Source organism: Collinsella sp. BIOML-A6 (assembly GCF_009875845.1).
In the GTDB taxonomy this organism is placed as follows: Bacteria; Actinomycetota; Coriobacteriia; order Coriobacteriales; family Coriobacteriaceae; genus Collinsella; species Collinsella aerofaciens_H.
In genome coordinates this window covers 1-20,531 of sequence record NZ_WWSL01000036.1, presented here as the reverse complement: position 1 = coordinate 20,531, position 20,531 = coordinate 1, and the positions used below count along the sequence as shown (strand labels likewise).

The 20,531-nt window shown below is 60.3% G+C and carries 18 protein-coding genes; 10 read left to right on the top strand and 8 right to left on the bottom strand.

Annotated features, from left to right (window positions below; all coding sequences use genetic code 11):
• Positions 1–230: 230 nt before the first annotated feature.
• The 3 genes from GT495_RS09860 to GT495_RS09850 are packed head-to-tail and all read right to left on the bottom strand — an operon-like array spanning position 231 to position 4,573.
• Complete coding sequence (locus tag GT495_RS09860; RefSeq protein ID WP_161162500.1) at positions 231–2,408, bottom strand: MurT ligase domain-containing protein; 2,178 nt, start codon at positions 2,406–2,408, stop codon at positions 231–233.
• 45 nt (positions 2,409–2,453) lie between these two features.
• Complete coding sequence (locus tag GT495_RS09855) at positions 2,454–3,497, bottom strand: hypothetical protein (RefSeq protein WP_161162499.1); 1,044 nt, start codon at positions 3,495–3,497, stop codon at positions 2,454–2,456.
• Positions 3,497–4,573, bottom strand: coding sequence for a hypothetical protein (locus tag GT495_RS09850; RefSeq protein WP_161162498.1), 1,077 nt, complete (start codon positions 4,571–4,573; stop codon positions 3,497–3,499). The genes GT495_RS09855 and GT495_RS09850 overlap by 1 nt, the downstream gene beginning before the upstream one ends.
• Positions 4,574–5,073: 500 nt before the next feature.
• Here GT495_RS09850 and GT495_RS09845 point away from each other — a divergent pair, with 500 nt between their 5' ends.
• The 3 genes from GT495_RS09845 (at position 5,074) to GT495_RS09835 (ending at position 8,664) form a co-directional block, all read left to right on the top strand.
• Positions 5,074–6,297: an iron-containing alcohol dehydrogenase gene (locus GT495_RS09845; RefSeq protein ID WP_152074702.1), complete on the top strand. Its 1,224-nt coding sequence runs from the start codon at positions 5,074–5,076 to the stop codon at positions 6,295–6,297.
• Positions 6,298–6,381: 84 nt separating this feature from the next.
• The gene (locus GT495_RS09840) at positions 6,382–7,482 is read left to right on the top strand and encodes a glycerol dehydrogenase (RefSeq protein WP_089572778.1); all 1,101 of its coding nucleotides are present in this window, start codon (positions 6,382–6,384) and stop codon (positions 7,480–7,482) included.
• Between the two features lie 114 nt (positions 7,483–7,596).
• A complete protein-coding gene (locus tag GT495_RS09835; protein ID WP_161162497.1) occupies positions 7,597–8,664 on the top strand; it encodes a glycerol dehydrogenase in 1,068 nt (355 codons plus the stop codon).
• Between the two features lie 381 nt (positions 8,665–9,045).
• Here GT495_RS09835 and GT495_RS09830 read toward each other — a convergent pair whose 3' ends face one another.
• Positions 9,046–10,002 carry a 2-hydroxyacid dehydrogenase gene (locus tag GT495_RS09830; RefSeq protein WP_161162496.1) on the bottom strand — a complete coding sequence of 319 codons (957 nt, stop codon included), beginning with the start codon at positions 10,000–10,002 and terminating at the stop codon, positions 9,046–9,048.
• A gap of 154 nt (positions 10,003–10,156) precedes the next feature.
• Here GT495_RS09830 and GT495_RS09825 point away from each other — a divergent pair, with 154 nt between their 5' ends.
• The 3 genes from GT495_RS09825 to GT495_RS09815 all read left to right on the top strand — a co-directional run bounded on the left by GT495_RS09825 (position 10,157) and on the right by GT495_RS09815 (position 12,996).
• Positions 10,157–11,410: a 4Fe-4S binding protein gene (locus GT495_RS09825; RefSeq protein ID WP_161162495.1), complete on the top strand. Its 1,254-nt coding sequence runs from the start codon at positions 10,157–10,159 to the stop codon at positions 11,408–11,410.
• A 114-nt stretch (positions 11,411–11,524) separates the two neighbouring features.
• Positions 11,525–12,601 carry a redox-regulated ATPase YchF gene (ychF, locus tag GT495_RS09820; protein ID WP_161162494.1) on the top strand — a complete coding sequence of 359 codons (1,077 nt, stop codon included), beginning with the start codon at positions 11,525–11,527 and terminating at the stop codon, positions 12,599–12,601.
• A gap of 11 nt (positions 12,602–12,612) precedes the next feature.
• Positions 12,613–12,996 (top strand): DUF1648 domain-containing protein, encoded by a 384-nt coding sequence (locus GT495_RS09815; protein WP_161162493.1) that lies wholly within the window; start codon positions 12,613–12,615, stop codon positions 12,994–12,996.
• A 9-nt stretch (positions 12,997–13,005) separates the two neighbouring features.
• Here the strand turns inward: GT495_RS09815 and GT495_RS09810 are convergent, their stop codons facing one another.
• Positions 13,006–13,395: a hypothetical protein gene (locus tag GT495_RS09810; protein WP_161162492.1), complete on the bottom strand. Its 390-nt coding sequence runs from the start codon at positions 13,393–13,395 to the stop codon at positions 13,006–13,008.
• A 76-nt stretch (positions 13,396–13,471) separates the two neighbouring features.
• On the opposite strand from GT495_RS09810, the gene GT495_RS09805 reads away from it, so the two are divergent.
• Positions 13,472–13,690: a helix-turn-helix domain-containing protein gene (locus GT495_RS09805; RefSeq protein ID WP_035136926.1), complete on the top strand. Its 219-nt coding sequence runs from the start codon at positions 13,472–13,474 to the stop codon at positions 13,688–13,690.
• Between the two features lie 22 nt (positions 13,691–13,712).
• Here the strand turns inward: GT495_RS09805 and GT495_RS09800 are convergent, their stop codons facing one another.
• On the bottom strand, positions 13,713–14,726 hold the full coding sequence (locus GT495_RS09800) for an asparaginase (protein WP_161162491.1): 1,014 nt from the start codon (positions 14,724–14,726) through the stop codon (positions 13,713–13,715).
• Positions 14,727–14,993: 267 nt separating this feature from the next.
• Here GT495_RS09800 and guaA point away from each other — a divergent pair, with 267 nt between their 5' ends.
• The 3 genes from guaA to GT495_RS09785 all read left to right on the top strand — a co-directional run bounded on the left by guaA (position 14,994) and on the right by GT495_RS09785 (position 18,816).
• A complete protein-coding gene (gene guaA / locus GT495_RS09795; RefSeq protein WP_161162490.1) occupies positions 14,994–16,592 on the top strand; it encodes a glutamine-hydrolyzing GMP synthase in 1,599 nt (532 codons plus the stop codon).
• Positions 16,593–16,713: 121 nt separating this feature from the next.
• A complete protein-coding gene (locus tag GT495_RS09790; protein ID WP_161162489.1) occupies positions 16,714–17,349 on the top strand; it encodes a GyrI-like domain-containing protein in 636 nt (211 codons plus the stop codon).
• Between the two features lie 201 nt (positions 17,350–17,550).
• Complete coding sequence (locus tag GT495_RS09785) at positions 17,551–18,816, top strand: ATP-binding protein (protein ID WP_204986920.1); 1,266 nt, start codon at positions 17,551–17,553, stop codon at positions 18,814–18,816.
• Between the two features lie 188 nt (positions 18,817–19,004).
• On the opposite strand, the gene GT495_RS09780 is transcribed toward GT495_RS09785, so the two are convergent.
• Both GT495_RS09780 and GT495_RS09775 read right to left on the bottom strand, forming a co-directional pair.
• Positions 19,005–19,262: a hypothetical protein gene (locus GT495_RS09780; RefSeq protein ID WP_161162488.1), complete on the bottom strand. Its 258-nt coding sequence runs from the start codon at positions 19,260–19,262 to the stop codon at positions 19,005–19,007.
• 653 nt (positions 19,263–19,915) lie between these two features.
• Positions 19,916–20,335, bottom strand: a complete 420-nt coding sequence (locus GT495_RS09775; protein ID WP_161162487.1) for a YjdF family protein — start codon at positions 20,333–20,335, stop codon at positions 19,916–19,918.
• Positions 20,336–20,531 lie beyond the last annotated feature (196 nt).

Sequence of the window (20,531 nt, the reverse complement as noted above, 5' to 3'; positions counted from 1 at the left end):
GGGGCCGCGGGGGCGTTCGGCTAACTGCGGGAACGGCCTATTTGCTCAATGTGTTCGGCTGAGATCGGAAATCAACCCCACACAGGAGTAGGCTTCTACTCCGATTTTCAAATATCTCAATCTGTAACATCTGGGCGGGCAAATCGGCTCTATCTGTTACAGATCGAGACAAACTACCGTGGCGGGTCAAAACCACCACAAAGGTGCCTGCCCTTTGTGGTGGCGGGGCGTTAGGGGAGGAGCTTCATCGCGGCGGCGTGGGCGGCGCGCTCGTAGGTGTCGTCGAGGGGATTGAGCGGCAGCAGGGCTGTGGCCTGCGCATCGCCGCGGCGATCGAGGGCGTGGGTAATGAGCCAGTCAGCGAGCTCGGGGTTTTTAGGCAGTGCCGGTCCGTGCAGGTAGGTGCCGATGACGCCCTTGTAGATCAGACCCTCAAAACCGTCGTCACCGTTGTTGCCGGTACCCGTGACAACGGACGTTCCGAGTGGCGTGGCGTCTGCGTCGAGCAGAGTGCGGCCGCCGTGGTTCTCGAATCCCACAAAGGGCTCGGGTGCCAGATCGGTTTTGACGGCTACATTGCCGATCAGACGGTCGGAGCCGCGTACGGTTTCGGCGGCAATGACCCCCAGGCCCTCGATGCGATCCTCGCCCATATAGTACGAACGGCCGAGCAGCTGATAGCTGCCACAGATGGCAAGCAGCGAGCCGCCATCCTCAACATAGGCCGCGACCTTGTCTTTTTGGGCGAGTAGCTCGTGTGCCACGGCTAGCTGGTCGCGGTCGGAGCCACCACCCATCATGACGATATCGGCATCGGTCAAATCAAGCGTTTCGCCCATACGGACCTCGTCTACACGCGCGGGAATGCCACGCCAGGCGCAACGGCGCTCGAGGGCGATGACATTGCCGCCGTCGCCGTAGAGGTTAAGGGCATCGGGGTACAGGTAGACGATGCGCAGCGGGCGCGAGAGCTCGACTGGGGCGATGCCGACAGGAAGAGCGCTGCCGTCGGCGCGGGCTACGGCGCTGGCGGCAACCGTGGCTGCATCGGTACCCTTAAGCCCGTCGAGCTCTTTGACCAGCGGCGGAAAGGCCGTGTAGTTAGCGACGACGTAGAAAGTGTCGCCAGCAGCCTCGTCTGCCACGGCGCCAATTGCCTGCGCGACGTCCGAGATAATCGCGGCATCGATGCCGGCGTACTTGAGGCGTACCTGCATGTCGTGCGCACGCGTGCCTCCGGCAAAGGCGACAAGACCCGGCGTGTCGGCGATGCGCTCGAAGTCGACATCGTAGATCCACGAGACATCGTGGCCGTCGGCGTCGTTGTCGTTGAGGAAGAAAGCGCAGAGTCTGCCACCTGCCGTCTTGATGGACTGGATTTGTCGATCGAAGCCTACGGGATTCTTGGCCAGGTTGGCCTCGACGGTTCGGCCGGCGATATTCCAACGGCCCATGCGACCACCTGCTGGCACGTAGGCGTCGAGCGTGGGCTGCAGGCGTGCGGTGTCCACGCCCAGCTCGTGGGCGGCGAAGAAGGCTGCGGCTACGTTGTAGACTATATACAGGCCGTTGTAGCGTGTGGCGATGTGTACGGCAGCCGCGTCGGACGCAGATCCAAAGACCAGGTCAAAGCCATAGCCGTCGCAGCCGAGCTTCACGCCCGTCACGCGACGGACAAGCCCAGGGCGTGCCCAGCCGCACGAGGGGCAATGGTATGCGCCAAGCTGTCCGTACTGCACATAGTCGTACTCCAGCGGCGCGTTGCACTGTGAGCAAAAACGTGAGTCGCTAATGCGATCGGACTCGGTGCCCGTGGCGCCGTCGATGCCAAAGGCGATGCTCGCGTTGGGAACGCGCGCGGCAATCGAGGCGCACAACGGGTCGTCGGCGTTGTAGATGAGCGTTGTTGTCGGCGAGAGCTCTAACGCATGGGCGATGACGTCTTGGGTATGGTCGATTTCGCCGTAGCGGTCTAGCTGGTCGCGGAACAGGTTGAGCAGCACAAAGTACGTCGGCTTGAGCTTGGGCAGAACGCGAACGGTGTAAAGCTCATCGCATTCAAAAACGCCCACGCGCTTGCCGCTACTGGTGTGCTTAAGGCCGCCGCGGGCCTCGAGCAGAGCACCCACCACACCAGGCTCCATATTGTTACCGGCACGGTTGCACACCACGGTGGCACCGCTGGCAGCAACGGCGTCGGCGATGAGGTTGGAGGTGGTGGTCTTGCCATTAGTACCGGTGATCACCACGCTGCGGTCGATAAGGCCGGCGAGGTCGCTTAGCAGCTCGGGGTCGATCTTCATGGCGATGCGGCCGGGAAGCACGCCGCCCTGGCGCTTAAGGACGGAGCGCAGCCCCCAGCGGGCGATATCGCTTGAGGTGCAGGCGAGAGATGAGCGGAGATTCATGAAGCCGTTCCTAACGTAGATGACATAGTCGGGGCGATCGCGCCGCTAAAAGCCGTAGCGGCGCGCAAACTCCTGGGCAAGCTGCGAAACGTCTTCGCAGGCATTGGCCCAGGGGGCAAAGTCGGGGGTATCCGAGATGATGCCGTCGGCTTCCCAAACGGCCTGGTGCGAAAGGTCCCAAGGGTCGCGCGGCTCGGGTCGACAGGGGAGATACGGCGTCTGGTACATGGGGTTCAGCAAGAAGAACGCACCACCCTCGCAGCGGTTGGCAAACTCGCGTAGCGCGCGTGTCGCCGGGCGCATCTTGTTCGTTTTGAACAGCAAGATCGTGCGGGCGAGCAGGTACCAGGGGGAGTTCTCGAGGGCATCGGCCCCCATCTGTTCCTCGAGCTGGTGGGCCAGGGCAAAAAAACCATCCTGATCTTCCAGGCGAGCGAGGGCGAGCAGCACGGTGCCTGCGGCTCGGGTGGGATAACCTTCCGCCTTAAGAACGCGTCGAGAATAGTTGGCGGCAGCACGGTAGCGAGCGCTCGCCATGCACAGCTGCGAGATGGCCTCGAGCGTGTGGAGCCACCCGATAAGCGCCGGCTCGCTCACGGTGAGTTCTGCCGCTGTCACACCGTCCGTTAAAACACTATTGGCCCAGTAGTGTGGGGCCTCCATATCAAACCCGGGCATGCTCTGTTGCAGGTAGTCGGCCGTGCTCGCCTCGAGCTTCATCAGGTCGCCCAGGCAGGCATCGACGGGCGTGTCCGCCAAAATGATGGCGAGCAACTGGGCATCGACGGCCAGCGCATCGACGCGAACAATCTTGAGCAGCTCGTCGCGCATATCGTCGAACAGGCGATTGCGCGTCTGCTCAAACTCCTCGTCGCTGCCCATGTCCTCGATGCGATGGAGCTCGTCGAGCAGGTGGCGATGAACACCGGCATAGGACAGCAGCGCTTGGGCATGATCGGACTGCGCATACTTTTGGGGATTCGCGCTCATGTCGTTATGGACAAGCTCGCGTGCAGCATCGGTGAGCTCGGGGTGCGACGCCAGATAGGTGCGCTCCAGGTAGGCGGGGATGTAGACGCTCGGATCCATTAGAGGTCTCCTCCCTTAAACGGCAAGCCCTGCTCGGCCGCGTGCAGGATGCGCTCGTCGATCTGGGAACGCACGATATCGTTGGTGGCGACCCAGGCGGCAAAGCTGGCGTTGTCGGGGGCACCCAGGCCCTCCTGCAGCACCGGAGTCGCCTCGGACAGCGCAAGGACAAGCTCATCGGTAGAGCCCGGACCGACGTTGACGCGGGCATAGACGCCATCGGGAAACTCGGTTTGGAAGTAGAGTGCCTCGGCTGCGTGCGGGCACGAGCGTGCAAGGATACGCAGGTAGTGCTCGGCGCCTTCGTAGTCCAACTCGCGCCAGGCAGCGCTCATCAGCGCAATGAGCGTCCACGGGTCCAAGTCGCGCTCCGCATCCTTGGGGCGGCGGCGCAGCGGCGTGTTGGCAAGATAGGGTACGGAGTGGGCAGAGCGAAAGCGCTTGAGCTCCTCGGCGGGGTATTCGAGCTTTGCCATGGCGAGCATCGCGGTGTGGCGGACGCCGGCGGGATCGTTGGGGGCGAAGTCGAGGCTGCGGTTTGCGGCTTCGAGCGACATGCGATAGCGGCCGCTAATGAGGGCGCGCGACGCAAGGGCGGCAAGCCAGCGCAGGTAGGGGCGGCGGGTCAGGTCGCCTGCGGCCTCACGCTCGTAGGGGTCCTGCGCCGAGGCAATCTTGAGCGCCAGATCGTGCTCCACCTCGTCGCACTTGGACACCAGATACTGCACGTATTCCTCGTTGGATTCGGCGGTGAGCGCGCACAGCATGCGCTGGGCATCCCAGTTGGCCGGATCGAGTGCGGCCGCCTCGCGGAGCATGTTCTCGGCAGCGGTCTCTTCTTGCTCGGCCTGGGTATCGTCAGGGATAAAGGGAATGCGGTAGTCGACGGCCTCGACCACCTTGGAAATCAGATGTCCGGCGCGGTCGCGATCGTGCACGATGAGCGGTGCGGGGTTGCGGGTGAATTGATCCATCAGACGCTCTACGGCGGGGCCGTCGGTGAGTGGGATGTTGTCGCGGCGCAAGGCCTCAAGAACGAGGCGATGGCAATCCTCTTGAATGGGATCGAATGCCATGGGGCCTCCTTTGCTGCGGTTAGGGTTCAAATGTCTCTATATAGCGTCCTAGTTTACCCGCATGTGACGTGCCGGGGGAGCCGCGCTCGGACATGCACTGTTGCACCACGAAGGCGGTTGTTAGACAGGTGTCTGCACACTGGCCATACGACTCGTATCGCGGTGCCGTAAGCGGTCGATTTTGGGCGGCGAACGGTATACGTTTTGGAGTGTCGCGATGCCGCCTGAGGCATATGGTCAACCTTGATAAAACGTTTGCCCAGCTTGGGGCAATAACCGTAACGCAAGAGGTTCTAAGGATAGAAAAAACGTTTCATCATTGGCGGCTTTAGGTGAATAACTGACCAACTCGAACGGTAAAATAGTGTTTGTCTGAGCGTTGAGACGTTGAGGCATCGCGCATTGTCATCGCCGATAACGCGCAAAACGGTCCTAACGGAGCCAATCGGGTGCTCCGTTATATACGCAAGTCTAAGAGGGGCTTGTTTAGGAGGCACAGTATGGGACGTTTTACCAATCCTCGCGATCTGTACTTTGGTGAGGGCGCTCGCCACGAGGTGAAGAACCTCAAGGGCAAGAAGGCCATCATCGTTTCTGGCGGCAGCTCTATGCGCCGCGGCGGGTTCTTGCAGGATGTTGAGGCCGACCTCAAAGAGGCCGGCATGGAGGTTCAGCTTTTCGAGGGCGTCGAGTCCGATCCCTCCATCGAGACCGTCATGAAGGGCGCAGCCGCTATGCGCGACTTCGAGCCCGACTGGATCGTTGCTATCGGCGGCGGCTCGCCCATCGATGCCGCTAAGGCCATGTGGGTCTTCTACGAGTATCCCGAGGAGTCCTTCGATAACATCATCCAGCCGTTCAGCTTCCCCGAGCTGCGTCAGAAGGCTCACTTCTGCGCCATCTCCTCTACCTCCGGCACCGCTACCGAGGTCACTGCCTTCTCCGTCATTACCGACTACGCCAAGGGCATCAAGTACCCACTGGCCGACTTCAACATCACCCCTGATGTCGCCATCGTCGACCCCGAGCTCACCTACACCATGCCCGCCAAGCTGTGCGCTCACACCGGCATGGATGCTCTGACCCACTGCATGGAGGCCTACGTTTCTACCTTCGCCTCTATGTTCACCGACGCCAACGCTCTGCACGGCATCCGCGAGATCGTCGAGTGGCTGCCCAAGTCCTATGCTGGCGACCATGAGGCCCGTCAGCACATGCACGAGGCTCAGTGCATCGCCGGTATCGCCTTCTCCTCGGGCCTGCTGGGCATCGTTCACTCCATGGCTCACAAGACCGGTGCTGCCTTCGAGAACGGCCACATCATCCATGGCGCCGCTAACGCTATGTACCTGGGCAAGGTTATCCAGTGGAACTCCAAGGACCCGCGTGCTGCCGAGCGTTACGCTTACGTGGCCAAGGAGATCCTGCACCTTCCCGGCGAGACCAACGAGGAGCTCATCGCCGCGCTCGTCCAGAAGATTCGCGACCTCAACGACCAGCTCAACATTCCGCAGTCCATCAAGGACTACGCCAACGGCGGCGTGAAGGTCGACGCCGAGAACCCGCAGATGGTTTCCGAGGAGGAGTTCCTCGCCAAGCTGCCCGAGATCGCCGCGAACGCCGAGACCGACGCCTGCACGCCCGAGAACCCGCGTGAGACCAAGGCTGCCGACTTCGAGAAGATCCTCAAGGCCTGCTACTACGACACCGACATCGATTTCTAATCGACTCTTGTTATCGTAAGGAGGGGCTCCGCACGTATCCGTACGGAGCCCCTTTCTTTTTACTTATGAGAGGATGGGATAAAAATGGCTGCAATCTTCAATAGCCCCAGCAAGTACATCCAGGGCCCAGACGAGCTGGCCAAGCTCGGCTCCTATGTCGAGCCGCTCGGCGCTAAGGCCCTCGTCATCGTGACGCCTTCGGGCAAGAAGCGCGTCGGCGCCAAGATCGAGGGCGGCTTTGCCGAGGCTAAGGCTGAGCTGCTGTTTGAGGACTTTAACGGCGAGTGCTCCAAGGGCGAGGTCGACCGTTTGGTGGCGCTCGCTCGCGATAACGGTTGCGATATCATCGTCGGCGTCGGTGGTGGCAAGATCCTCGACACCGCGAAGGCCGTCGCCTATTACCTGGAGTCCCCGGTTATCATTTGCCCCACCATTGCTTCGACCGATGCCCCGTGTTCGGCGCTTTCGGTGCTCTATACCGATGACGGCCAGTTCGATAAATATCTCTTCCTTAAGGCAAACCCCAACATTGTCCTGATGGATACGACGGTTATCGCGGCGAGCCCGGTGCGCCTGACGGTTTCCGGTATGGGCGATGCGCTCGCAACCTACTTTGAGGCCCAGGCGACGCATGATGCCGACGGTGGTACTTGCGCCGGCGGCAAGGGCGGCATGGCCGGCCTGGCGCTCGCCAAGCTCTGCTACGAGACGCTTATGGCCGATGGTGTCAAGGCCAAGGTCGCGCTGGAGAAGGGTGCGCTCACGCCTGCCGTCGAGCATATCATCGAGGCCAATACGCTGCTTTCGGGCATTGGCTTTGAGAGCTCGGGCCTTGCTGCTGCTCATGCCATCCACAATGGCCTGACGATGCTGCCCGAGTGCCACGGCATGTATCACGGTGAGAAGGTCGCCTTTGGCACCATCGTCCAGCTGGTACTCGAGGATGCCCCGACCGAGAAGCTCGAGGAAGTCTTGGGGTTCTGCATTGAGCTGGGCCTGCCGGTCACGATGAAGGAACTTGGCGTTGCCGAGGTTACGCGCGAGCAGGCCATGGTCGTTGCCGAGGCCGCGTGCGCGCCCGAGGACACCATGTGCAACATGCCGTTTGAGGTGACGCCCGAGATGGTCGCAAACGCCATTCTGGGTGCCGACGCGCTGGGTCACTACTACCTTATGGATGAGTAAATCAAGCAAAGGAAGGGGCAAAGCCAGCAGATGGCTTTGCCCCCTTTTTGCTATGGTGCAAAGGGGTCAAGTTACTTTGCACCAATTGTTGTTGATGAAAGGGCGGATTCTCGTATGGCGCTTCCTATGGTTTATGGCGGTCCCGGCCGGTATGTTCAGGGGCCGGGCGAACTTTCGCGTCAGGGCAGGTATTTGTCATGGTTGGGCTGCGCTGCCTATGTCTTGTTTGACCAGGGTACCGAGGATCGGCTGTGCAAGCAGATTGTCGATGGATTTCTGGACGAAAATCTAAGTGAGCCGTTCTTTAAGATCTATGACGGTCCGTGTACGGAAGAGGCCGTTGTTGAAATGGCCAAGGAGGCCCAGGCCGAGTATTGCGACATGGTGGTGGGTATCGGTGGCGGCAAGATGCTCGACATTGCCAAGGCCGTTGCGCATTTTGCCGAACTCCCGCTGTGCGTGTGCCCCACGGCGGCATCGATGGACGGTCCGTGCAGCGCGATCTCGGTGCTGTATCACGAGGACGGGTCGTTCGACCGCTACCTGATGCTCGAGAAGAACCCTGACCTGGTCGTGGTCGATACCAACGTGGTCGCGGCAGCCCCGCTGCGTATGACGGTCGCTGGTATGGGCGACGCACTGGCAACGTGCTTCGAGGCGCGTTCGTGCGCCGCGGCGCATGGCGCCAACGAGCACGGTGGCGCGCCGGGACACTTGGCCTTGGTTGCGGCTCGTGCCTGCTATGACACACTCATGGCGTGCGGCGTCGCTGCCAAGCGCGATCTCAAAAAGGGGCGTACATCGCCGGCGGTTGAGTGCCTGATCGAGTGCAATATTCTGCTCTCGGGCGTCGGCTTTGAGAGCGGTGGCTTGGCGTTGGCGCATGCCATCGCCAACGGTCTGACGATTCTGCCCGAGTGCAAGGCCATGCATGGTGAGGCCGTAGCGTTTGGTCTGGTGGTGCAGCTGCGCCTGGAGCGTGCGCCCGAGCTTGATCAGGTGCTCGAGTTTTGCCAGCGCGTTGGCCTGCCGACGACGCTCGCGGAGCTGGGCCTTGGCGAGATTTCCGATGCCGACCTGATGAGCGTTGCGGATGCGGCCTTTAGAAACGAACGCAATATAGCCAACGAGCAGACAAAGGTGACCAGGCAAAAGCTCGTCGAGCTCATGCGCGAGGGGTAAGTTGGACGCAGGGCAGCCCGCGCGCGGAGTTCAAAAGAGATGCTTGGACAGTTAGTTCAAATATGTATTTTTTCGCCGCCCGCTACGGACTTATTGAGGCGCATATATTGCTAGAAATTGGTATATAACGCGAAATCTGCGCTGTTTTCAGCGACGCGAAAGCGAAAACCGAGGTTGTGGATGGTGTTTTAGGCGGTATTGCGACCCTCGAGCCACTATTTGACGCTTAGTTTTATACAAATTTGAATTAACTGTCCATGTGAGTCGATTACGCAGGGAAAAGCGACCGATATCGACCTCAAGCTGACGATCTGGACTATAGGTCAAAGGCGGGCCGTCGGGTTTTGAGCAACCTAGGGTCCGCCTTTGTTTGGCTTCTGCCTAGAGCTCGCAGATGTTTTGTGCGCGGCCCTCAACGTAGGCAAGGACGTTGTCGAACTCGATCTTGGCGCGTCGCTGCATGGCCTCGTGCGTAAGGAAGCCCACATGCGGCGTGAAGGTGCAGTTCTTGGCGTTGATGAGCGCGTAGTCGGCGGGGATGGGCGGCTCCATATCAAAGACGTCGATGCCGGCGCCGGCGAGCTTATCGTTGTTGAGTTCCTGGGCAAGGGCATCGTTATCCACGATGGCACCGCGGGCGCAGTTGATAAACACGGCGCCGTCCTTCATCTGAGCGAACTGCTCGGCACCAAAAGACTTGCGCGTGGCATCGTTGTTGGGCAGGTGCAGGCTCACGATGTCGGACTCGGCAAGCAGTTGCTCGAGCGAAACCTGCTCAATGCCGGCCTCGGCTGCCTCGGGATGCTCGTGGCGGGCATAGCCCAGCACACGGGCGCCAAAGGCCTTAAAGAGGCGACCCGTGGCGCAGCCGATCTTACCGCAGCCCACGATACCCACGGTCTTGCCGCAGATCTCGGTGCCAACAAGCCCGCCGCTCGTCTTGCCGGCGCGAACAGCGGCGTCAGCGGCGCCCACCTTGCGCAGCACGTCAATGGTAAGGCCAAGGGTGAGCTCGGCGACCGAAACGTCGGAGTAGCCGGCGCAGTTGCGAACTTCAACACTGCGCTCACGGCAGGCGGAAAGCCCCACGTGGTCGATACCCGTGAAGGCGACGGCGATCATTTTGAGCGCATCGGCGCCGGCGACGACCTCGGCAGGGTAGGGGTTGTTGGCGATCATGACGACCTCGGCGCCCTCGCTGCGTCGAGCGAGCTCGGCCGGATCAGTTGTTTTGGTATCGAAATAGACAAACTCGTGCCCGGCGTTCTTAAGGGGTGCGGAGAGCTCGTCGATAGTCTGCTCGGGTACTCCCAACGGTTCGATCAGGGCAATCTTCATCTTGTGACTCCTCAATAAACCTAGGCGATAAGGCTGGCAATAGATTGTAGGTCTATTTGCCTCAAAGGTGCTCCGCGTGTAATTTGCCCGAGGCGTGGGCCGATAGCGTATCATTAACTCTTGCTTGTTTGCACTGCTCAGGGAGGGGCCGCGCATGGCGCAGGAACACGATCTATTTGATGACATTATCGAGATCAGCAAGGGTTTCGACTTTCTTAAAAACCCGCTTGGCGGCGTGACCGATGCACTCGATCCGTCGGCGCCGCAGTGGAATCCTGCCGACTACAAGGAGCGTCCGCGCGGCAACACCATTCCGTGTCTGACCTGCAAAAACGAAAAGAGCGGCTGCACCGCGTGCATGGACGTGTGCCCGGTCAACGCTATCGAGGTCGAAGAAGATGCCATTGAGATCCTCGACTCCTGTCGCAAGTGCGGCCTGTGCGCCGCTGCCTGCCCGACCGAGGCGATTATCTCGCCGCGCCTGGCGCCCAAAAAAATGTATGACGATATCGTCTCTGCTGCTACGAGCCACGAGACCGCCTACGTCACCTGCACGCGCGCCCTTAAGCGCATGCCGCGCGAAAACGAGGTCGTCGTTGCCTGCGTGGGCGATATTACGGCCGAGACCTGGTTCTCGGTGCTGGCCGACTATCCCAACGTGAGCGTCTACCTGCCGTTGGGCGTGTGCGATAAGTGTCGCAACACCGGTGGTGAGGACATTCTGGGCGAGGCGATTGCGAAGGCCGAGGAGTGGTCTGGCACGGGTATGGGCTTGGAGATCGACCCAAAGAGCCTCAAGTGCCATAAGCTTCGCGAGTACGAGCGCAAGGAGTACATGGAAAAGATTGCCCGCACGACGGGCCTGACAGTGACCAAGCTCAATCCGGCGACGGCGGCGCTGGCCTCGGTGACGCAGAAGTTGAAGGCCCACCGTCACCAGATCACGCAGCTCGAGCGTACGCTCAACACCATGTGCGGTACCACGACAGCAAAGCGTCGCCGTACGCTCACGCACGGTCGTCAGCTGGTACTCTCGACATTGCAAAACCACCCCGAGCTTGCCCAGAACATGCAGGTGAGCACACCTGAGTGCGATTTTGACAAGTGCACGTCGTGTGGCGAGTGTGTCAATGTATGTCCCACGTTTGCTTGCGATTTGGTGGGAAGCGGCCGCTTTGCACTGGAATCCACGTATTGCCTAGGTTGCGGCGCCTGTGTCAAGGTGTGTCCCGAGCATGCGCTCAAGCTGGTTGAGCACGATGCGTCCAATCTGGTCGTTGTCGACCCCGAGGCCGAGGAAAAGGCCGCGCAGAAGGCGAAGGCTCACGAAGAGGCCGAGAAGGTCAAGGCTGAGGCAAAGTCCAAGCTCAACAAGATGCTCGACCAGGTGGAGAAACTCGCGGACTAGCCAGCGACCCCAATCTCTGCTTCATTTGCGCCGCCGTGGTGTCCGGATTCGCCCGGATGCTGCGGCGGCGCTATACTTATGCAGTTTGAAGTACCTGTACCAAAAGGAGCTGTCGTGTCCCTTTCCATCGGTATCGTGGGCCTGCCCAACGTGGGCAAGTCGACGCTGTTCACCGCGCTTACCAAAAAGACCGGCCTTGCCGCCAACTACCCGTTTGCCACGATCGACCCCAACGTGGGTATCGTCGACGTGCCCGATAGCCGCCTGCAAAAGCTCGCCGACATCGTCAACCCGGGCCGCATGGTGCCGGCTACGGTCGAGTTCGTCGACATCGCGGGCCTGGTGAAGGGCGCCAACGAGGGCGAGGGTCTGGGCAACCAGTTCCTGGCCAACATTCGCGAGACCGACGCCATCTGCGAGGTCGTGCGCTACTTTAAGGACCCCAACGTCATGCGCGAGGTGGGCCGCACGGGCGAGTTCGTCGATCCCGCCGGCGATGCCGACACTATCATGACCGAGCTCATCTTGGCCGACATGGGCACGCTCGAGAAGCAGCTGCCCAAGCTCGAGAAGGAGGCCAAGCGCGACAAGGAACTCATGCCCAAGTTCGAGGTCGCCCGCCGCCTACTCGCCTGGCTCAATGAGGGCAAGCGCGCCGCATCCATGGAGATGACCGACGAGGAGCGTGCCGCCGCCAAGGGCCTGTTCCTGCTCACCATGAAGCCCATCCTGTATGTGGCCAACGTGGACGAGGATATGCTCAACGAAGACCTGGCGCCCATCGATGGCGTTAAGCCGCTGCCCATCTGCGCCAAGATCGAGGCCGAGCTTTCCGAGCTCGACCCCGAGGACGCCGCCGACTACCTGGAGAGCCTGGGCCTGGAGCAGCCCGGCCTGGACGTGCTCGCTCAGGCTGCTTACAAGCTGCTCGGCCTGCAGTCGTTCTTTACGGCCGGCGAGATGGAGGTCAAGGCCTGGACGGTGCGTCAAGGCGCGACCGCCCCGCAGGCCGCCGGCGTCATCCACACCGACTTTGAGCGCGGCTTTATTAAGGCCGAGGTCATTGGCTACGACGACTACATCGAGCTCGGTGGCGAGCAGGGCGCCAAGGCTGCCGGCAAGCTGCGCATCGAGGGCAAAGAGTATGTCATGGCCGATGGCGACGTCGTGCATTTCCGCTTTAACGTGTAAGGACGGCGCACATGTTCAAATTTGGAAAAAAAGCCGGCTACATGGGCATCGTGCTGCTGGTGCTCGCGGTGCTTCCGCTGGTGGTAACGGCGTTTGTGATCCCCAACATCGGTCCCGAGGTGGCAACGAAGTTTAACGCAGCCGGCGAGGTGACGCGTTGGGGCAAGAGCTACGAGCTGTTGGCATTGCCGGTGCTTAATCTGCTGCTCGGCGTGGCGACATATTTTACTGCCGGTCGTCAAGCAAAGAACAACGAGGACTCCGCAGTGATGGCACGTCTTACGTGCGAGCGCTACCTGCGCAACGGCTGCATCACAGGCGTGTTCCTAAATGTGATCAACGCCTACTTTATTTATTCAGCGATTACCGGCACGGGCTTTGGTCTGGGCTTTTAGCTTGCCCCTTTAGGCAACGAGCCTGCACGCATATTCAATGGCTGCTGCGAGGCCGCCGCTCGATCGTGGTTGAAAGACCACATCGGCGGCGGCCTCGTTTTCGTATCCGGCGCCGCGAAGGGCGAGTGCGGTACCGGCTTCCAGGAGAAGGGGCAGACCGCGTTGGCTGGTTGCGATTACGGCAGTCTGATTGAGCGAGCAGCCGTGCGCTTGGCATTGGATGGCAAGTTCACCTTGCGCCGGGCAAGGGGCCAGAACGGCGGCGACGCGACTTGATAGCAATGCAAATGCTGTGCGCTCATCGGGCGAAAGGCATTCTGCTTCAACGACGACGAGCTTGGGCGGTGCGCAGTTTTTGCGAAGCGTGGCTCGGTACATGCGGACCGAAGAACCCGACATAGAAAACTCCTGTGTATTCGGCAAAACGTAAACTATAGTTTACGTTTATGTTCGGCTCCATTTCAAACTCGGCTGCATGGACGAACGTGCGAAACAGATTCTTGGCAGGCGGGTCGAAGAGACACGCAGGGACCTTGGTATCTCCAAGGTTGATTTTTGTGTGGCGACAGGAATCAGCCGACCCTACCTCGACCGAATCGAAGATGGGACGGCAAATTTCACGCTCAAGGTTCTATTTAAGATCGCGCCCGCACTCGGCATGACGGTGTCAGAGCTTCTCGAGGGCATCGAATAGGGGATACCCGTCGAAAACTGAACTACACCATCGGGATACGGTCGTGGTTGACTTGGCTGTAGAACAGGCGCTGGATCTCGGCGGCATCGCGTGACTGACCGAGTGCCCACATGGTCTTGGCCACGAGAGTCTCGGTGGTCATGTCATCGCCGCGCAAAATGCCCGGATGATCGGCGTAAGCCCGGCCGACCTCATAAACGCCCAAATCGAGGCCCTCTTCGGGGACCTGCGTTGTCATAACGACGGTGCGGCCCGAATCGACCCAGCGGAAAATTGTCTCCTGGAATGACTCACCGGACTCGCCAAACTCGGGAATACCGCCAATGCCAAAGGTCTCCAGAATCACGGCGTCGTAGCTATCGGCAAGGGCGTCGAGAATGCCCGGATTCACGCCGGGCGTGAGCTTAAGGACAAACACGCGCGGGTCGATACTGTCGTAGAAACGAACCGGGCTCTCATTCTGATGCGTGCCGTGAAGCCCGTTGCGCACGATACGGTCGTTGCGGATATAGGCGATGGGCGGATAGTTGACGCTAATGAACGCGTTGAAGCTCATGGTGCGCTGCTTGCGGGCGCGCGTGCCGGCAATGGCCACACCGCCAAACACGATTGAGACGCCGTGCGAATGCTCGTCGAGCGCATAGAGCAGACTCTGGTACAGATTGAGCTTGGCATCGGTAAAGGGGTTGCCCATGGGCTTTTGTGAGCCGGTGAGCACGATGGGCTTGGGGCTGTCCTGAATCAGATAGGAAAGCGCTGCCGCGGTGTAGCTCATGGTGTCTGTGCCGTGCAGGACCACAAAGCCGTCGTGGTCGGCATAACCCTCGACGATGACGTCGCGGATACGCATCCAGTCACTCGGGCGCATATTGGTGCTGTCGATGTTCATGGGCTGCATGACGTCGAGCTCGCAGAGGCCCGAGATCTCGGGGACGCTCTGGGCGAGCTCCTCACCGGTCAGGGCGGGGGAGAGGCCGTTGCCGTCCTCGGTCGATGCGATGGTGCCGCCCGTGGCGATGAGAAGGATGCGCTTCATGCTGGTATTCCTATCGTATTTGTCGCCGCAGAGGCGGAGTCGTTCGGCAGTATTGTGGCACAGGGCGTCCAATGTTCAAACATATTACATCGTCTGTAACGTTTTATAACACTTCAATTGCCGTCAAATAGGGGCCCAGGTCGTGCGTTTGCCGTGCGCTGATGGCTGCGAGGGACGAGAAACCCCATATAACGTGTACACTATGAAAGTTATTTTCGTTCATTCACGCGGGTGGGCACCGGCTCCCCGCCAACAAGAGGGGGAACCATGGATCAAAAGGCTTCCGCAAAGGTCCTCGTACTCGACTTTGGTGCGCAGTACGGTCAGCTCATTGCCCGTCGCGTCCGCGACCTCAACGTGTATTCCGAGATCGTCCCCTGCGACATCTCGGCCGACGAGATTCGCGAGATGAACGCCTCCGCGCTCATCCTTTCCGGCGGCCCGGCTTCTGTGTATGCCGAGGACGCTCCGTCCATCGATCCTGCCATCTTTGACCTGGGCCTTCCCGTCCTGGGCTTTTGCTACGGTCATCAGATCACGGCCGTGACGCTCGGCGGCAAGGTCGGCCACTCCGAGGTGGGCGAGTACGGCCGCGCCACCATCACGCGCACAGCCGGCGCCAAGCTCTTTAACTCCACGCCTATGGAGCAAACCGTGTGGATGAGCCATCGCGATGCCGTTTCCGAGGTTCCCGAGGGCTTTACCGTTACCGCCAGCACCGACGTGTGCCCGGTTGCCGCCATGGAGTGCGTCGAGCGCAAGATCTTCACCACGCAGTTCCACCCCGAGGTCAAGCACTCCGAGTACGGCCAGCAGCTGCTGAGCAACTTCCTGTTTGAGATCTGCGGCCTGGAGCCCAACTGGAGCATGGACAACCTGGCCGAGACCATGACGGCCGAGTTCCGCGAGAAGGTCGGCGACGACCGCGTGATTCTGGCCCTGTCCGGCGGCGTCGACTCCTCCGTCGTGGCTGCGCTGGGTGCCCGCGCCGTGGGCAAGCAGATGACCTGCGTGTTCATCAACCACGGCCTGCTGCGCAAGGGCGAGCCCGAGCAGGTGGAGGAGGTCTTCACCAAGCAGTTCGACGTCGACTTTATCCACGTCCACGCCGAGGACCGCTATGCCGAGCTGTTGGCTGGCGTGACCGAGCCCGAGCAGAAGCGCCGCATCATCGGTACGCAGTTCTGGAAAGAGTTCTTCGCCGTGGCGCAGCAGCTCGAGACCGACGGCAAGCCGGTCAAGTACCTGGCTCAGGGCACCATCTATCCCGACATCATCGAGTCTGGCGCTCGCAAGACGGGCGGCAAGACGGCCACCATCAAGAGCCACCACAACCTGATCCCGTTCCCCGAGGGCGTGCACTTCGACCTCATCGAGCCGCTCGACCACTTCTTTAAGGACGAGGTCCGCGCGCTTGGCTTGGCGCTTGGCCTGCCGGGTCACATCGTGTTCCGCCAGCCCTTCCCGGGCCCGGGTCTGGCCATCCGCATCATCGGTGCGGTCGACAAGGAGAAGCTTGAGATCCTCAAGAACGCCGACGCCATCGTGCGCGAAGAGCTCGATGCCTACAACGAGCACCTGTTCGAGCAGACCGGCGAGCGCAACTCCGAGCACAGCTGCTGGCAGTATTTCGCGGTCCTGCCCGACATCAAGTCCGTCGGCGTCATGGGAGACGAGCGCACCTACCAGCGCCCGATCATCCTTCGCGCCGTCGAGTCCAGCGATGCCATGACTGCCGACTGGGCCAAGCTGCCCTACGACGTCCTGGCCCGCATCTCGGGCCGCATCGTGGCCGAGGTTCCCGGCGCCAACCGCGTGTGCTATGACATCACGTCCAAGCCGCCCGCGACGATAGAGTGGGAGTAGAACAGGTGTTTGATTCTATGCTATAATGTTTGCCAATGGGCGCGGCGTCTTCCGAAGCCGCGCCCATTGCTATATTTGGTCGGATATCGGCGGAAACCCAAGCTCAGGGAGGTTTGTTGCGATGGCATACGATTTCAAGAAGGAGTTCAGGGAGCTCTACAGGCCGTCGGGCAAGCCGGGCGTCGTAACCGTTCCGCCTATGAGCTACGTTGCCGTGCGGGGCAAGGGCGATCCCAATGCCGAAGGCGGCGAGTACCAGAACGCGTTGCCGCTGCTCTACGGCGTCGCATATGCCATCAAGATGTCGAAGAAGGGCCCGCGGGAAATCGAGGGCTATTTCGACTTCGTTGTTCCGCCGCTCGAGGGCTTCTGGTGGCAAGACCGCGCCGATGGCGAGATTGATTATGCGCGGAAGGACGACTTCAACTTCATCTCGTGCATCCGTCTGCCCGATTTCGTCACTCGCGAGGACTTCGACTGGGCCGTTTCGGAAGCTGCCGCCAAGAAGAAGCTGGACTTCTCGGCGGTCGAGCTGCTGAGGGTCGACGAGGGTCTTTGCGTTCAATGCATGCACGTCGGGCCTTACGACGACGAACCGGCGACCATAAGTGCCATGCGCTCATTTGCGGCGGAACAGGGATATGCGCCCGACTTCTCCGAATCCCGCCTCCATCACGAGATTTACCTCTCCGACCCGCGCAAGTGCGCGCCGGAGAAGCTCAAGACCGTGATCCGTCATCCCATAAAGTCGATTTAGCGAAACGAGTGGCGCCGCGCGCTTCGGCTATTGGAGTTTATCAATTGGCAGTCCGCGATGATCGAGCAAGCTGCCCTGCCTCCCGGCAGGCGCGCAATTCCTTTAGTCGATTCGTCTCGAGGTGCGCTCTTTGCTCATCTTGGGGCCCAGAGTTATGATACTCCTAAAAGTGTAACCAAATTCGAGTTTTAGGAGCAGCTCTTGAAGTGCAGCAGGCTCAGGAACCGTGGCAGGTACCTCGAGGAGGCAATGCTCTTCCGTGACACCGACCTCATCAAGGTGATTACGGGCGTGCGCAGGTGCGGCAAGTCGAGCCTTCTCGACCTTATCAGGATAACCATCGAGTCTGAGGGGGTCGCTGGCCGCGGTTTTGTGAGCGTCAACCTGGAAAGCAAGGGTGCGGGCATCAAGACGGAAGACCAGCTTTACGATCGCATTCGCGGGTGCCTGTCAGACAAGGGGCGCACCTACGTCTTCATAGACGAGCCCCAGAGAATCGATGGCTGGCAGGATGCGGTCAATGCGATGAGGGTCGACTTCGATTGCGACATCTATCTCACGGGCTCGAACGCGTATCTTCTCTCGAGCGAGCTGGCCACCTATCTGTCCGGGCGCTACGTAGAGGTAAAGATGCTGCCCCTGTCCTTCTCCGAGTTCGCTGACTTCTGCGGGATCGAGTTTGCATCGGGAAGGTCGGTGGCTCTCACCCCCGAGGGGGACCCCGTTCTCTTTGACGATATGCTTACTCGTTACCTTGAGTACGGGGGCATGCCAGCCATTGCATCCCTATCGACGACCCAGGCGCAGCACTCGGCATACATGTCCGGCGTCTACGAAGCCATCGCCGTGCGCGATATCGTCAACCGCGAGCGCGGGAAGGGCAAAAGCGCGGTGACCGACCCTTCTCTGCTGCGCTATGCGGCCGAATTCCTGGCGGACAACATCGGCAACGAGTGCTCGTCGAACCGAATCGCCGGCGCGTTAACTTCTGCGGGGTCGAAGACCACGAACAAGACCGTTTCCTCGTACGTGGGCGCGCTCGAGGAGGCCTTCCTGTTCTATCGTGCCACGCGTTACGATCTGCACGGCAAGGCGCTCCTTAAGACGAATCCGAAGGAGTACATCGTCGACACCGGCTTCAGGACCTGGATGGCCGGCTATAGGGTCACGGATACTGGGCGCCTGTTCGAGAACGCCGTGTATCTCCAGCTGCTCTACAAAGGGTGGAGCGTGCATGTGGGCAAGCTCTATGGCAAGGAGGTTGACTTCGTCGCGACGAAGGACGGGCGCGTGCTCTACGTGCAGGTGACTGACGAGATGTTCGCAAGCGAGACCAGGGAACGCGAGATCGCCCCTCTGAAGTCGATACGAGACAACCACGAGAAGATCGTGGTCGTGAGGCAGGGTTCCTACGACACGGACATCGGCGGCATTCGCATCGTGAGCGCGAGGGACTTTTTCCTCTAGGGCCATGAAATTCATCGCAAAGCAATCAGGTCGAGTCGGGAACAATGTCTGACATCGTGTGGCGATAGCATCGTGCGCGCGATGTCAGTTTTGGCTTCAAGATGGGTAAAACCGCACGGCGCACTGGCTGCCACGGCGGTCACGGATGAACTCATGAGATAGCCACCTGGCACGATTCCTCTTTGCGATCAATAGTTGAAACTTATGACCTGCGGTTTTGCGAACGGCTTGAAAGCCACCCGCGTTAATTCACTTACGATTACAGCTGGCGGCTTGCAAGCTAAAGGGCGGCTGAGTTTCAAAACGGGCATTTTCGGCGCCATCGAGCCTCCAAAGGCGGCCAATCGCGGCCTTTGGGACAAAAACAAAAACTCAACGTCCTGAGTTTGAAAAAAGTTTTTGAAGTTATCCCAGCTTTTGTCTCCGGGGCCAAAGAAACGCGACATGATGTCACCTGGCGGCACTCGGCTCGAGACGTCACCGAAAACTGGGTGCAACTGGAATGACGGGACGGCAGGGCTGAAGCCATCGAGTGGGAGTAGGAAATTCTTTACTTATGGGGGTATAAATTTGATTTACTTTAGGATAAACCCCCATAACTATATGAATTGACCTGCTGACTCCAATGAAGATTGGAGGGTAACTGCCAGGGGTGACGGCCCAGCGAGTGTTATTTTGCGAGCTAGGCGCATTGAAAGCGACCTTTCGTGGTATAAATTACTTGCCGGAAGCCGCGGCTTTCAGAGTACGGCTTACGTGTACGTTTAACCTCCGTGGGCGACGGGGTGCCGCAAGGCGTAGAGTATCGCCCACCTGTAGGGGCCTGCAGCGATGCGGGCCCCGCTTCGCCGTCGACATCGACCGCATCGTGGGGCTGCTGGAGGGCGAGAAGTAGGGCACCTCGGCTCAGTCTCGAGCCATGCGGAGTCACTCCGCATTTTTGAACGCCGCGCGCCCCAAATACCCGAGAAGCAGGCCATGAGGTGCGGCGGCGCGCCCGTGCCCGCGCGCAGCCATCTCCATCAGCGTCTACGCGGCGTCGGCTTCAAGTGGAACTGACGCCGCTGCTGTATATGGTTTGCCTTGCTGCGAATGGCGATCAATGACCGCGATGCTTCCGCTTGCGCTTCAGCTTTCGCTGCTCGAAGCGCGCCTCCGCCTCATCCGCGCGACGCTGGCTTCTCGCGTGAGCCGACTCCCGCTTCATCGCTTCCCGCTGTGCCGCGAGAGCCTGCTGCGCCTTGGTGCTCACCGCGGGCCGCTTAAGGGCCTTCGACGCCTCGCGGGCGCGCCGCTTGGGGTTCCTCGCGGGCTTGCTCACCTCGGTCGGCTCGCCACCGAAGAACGAGAGCTTCGCCCATTTGCCTGTAATGAATTGCAGGATCTCCTCATCGGACGGCTCCGCGCCGAAGACGATACGGGCGACGCCGTACCTCCCGCCCTCGACGTGCTCCGCCAGCCCGACCCAGAATTGGCCGTCGTGATATACGGTCAGGGTGGACGACACGCTGATCTGCATGGCTGGCTCCTCCTTTATGTAGATGACCATGCAGAGAAGGGACAACCAAGGAGGCAGGTTACTGATGCGGACTCCCGCACGCCCACGACTACCCGACGGGGACTGTGTTTTCATCTCTGCCTTGATTATCAACTTTATCCGAACACCTCCCACATTCATCCGCACATGTGCGGATGAATGTGGGAACCCGATACCT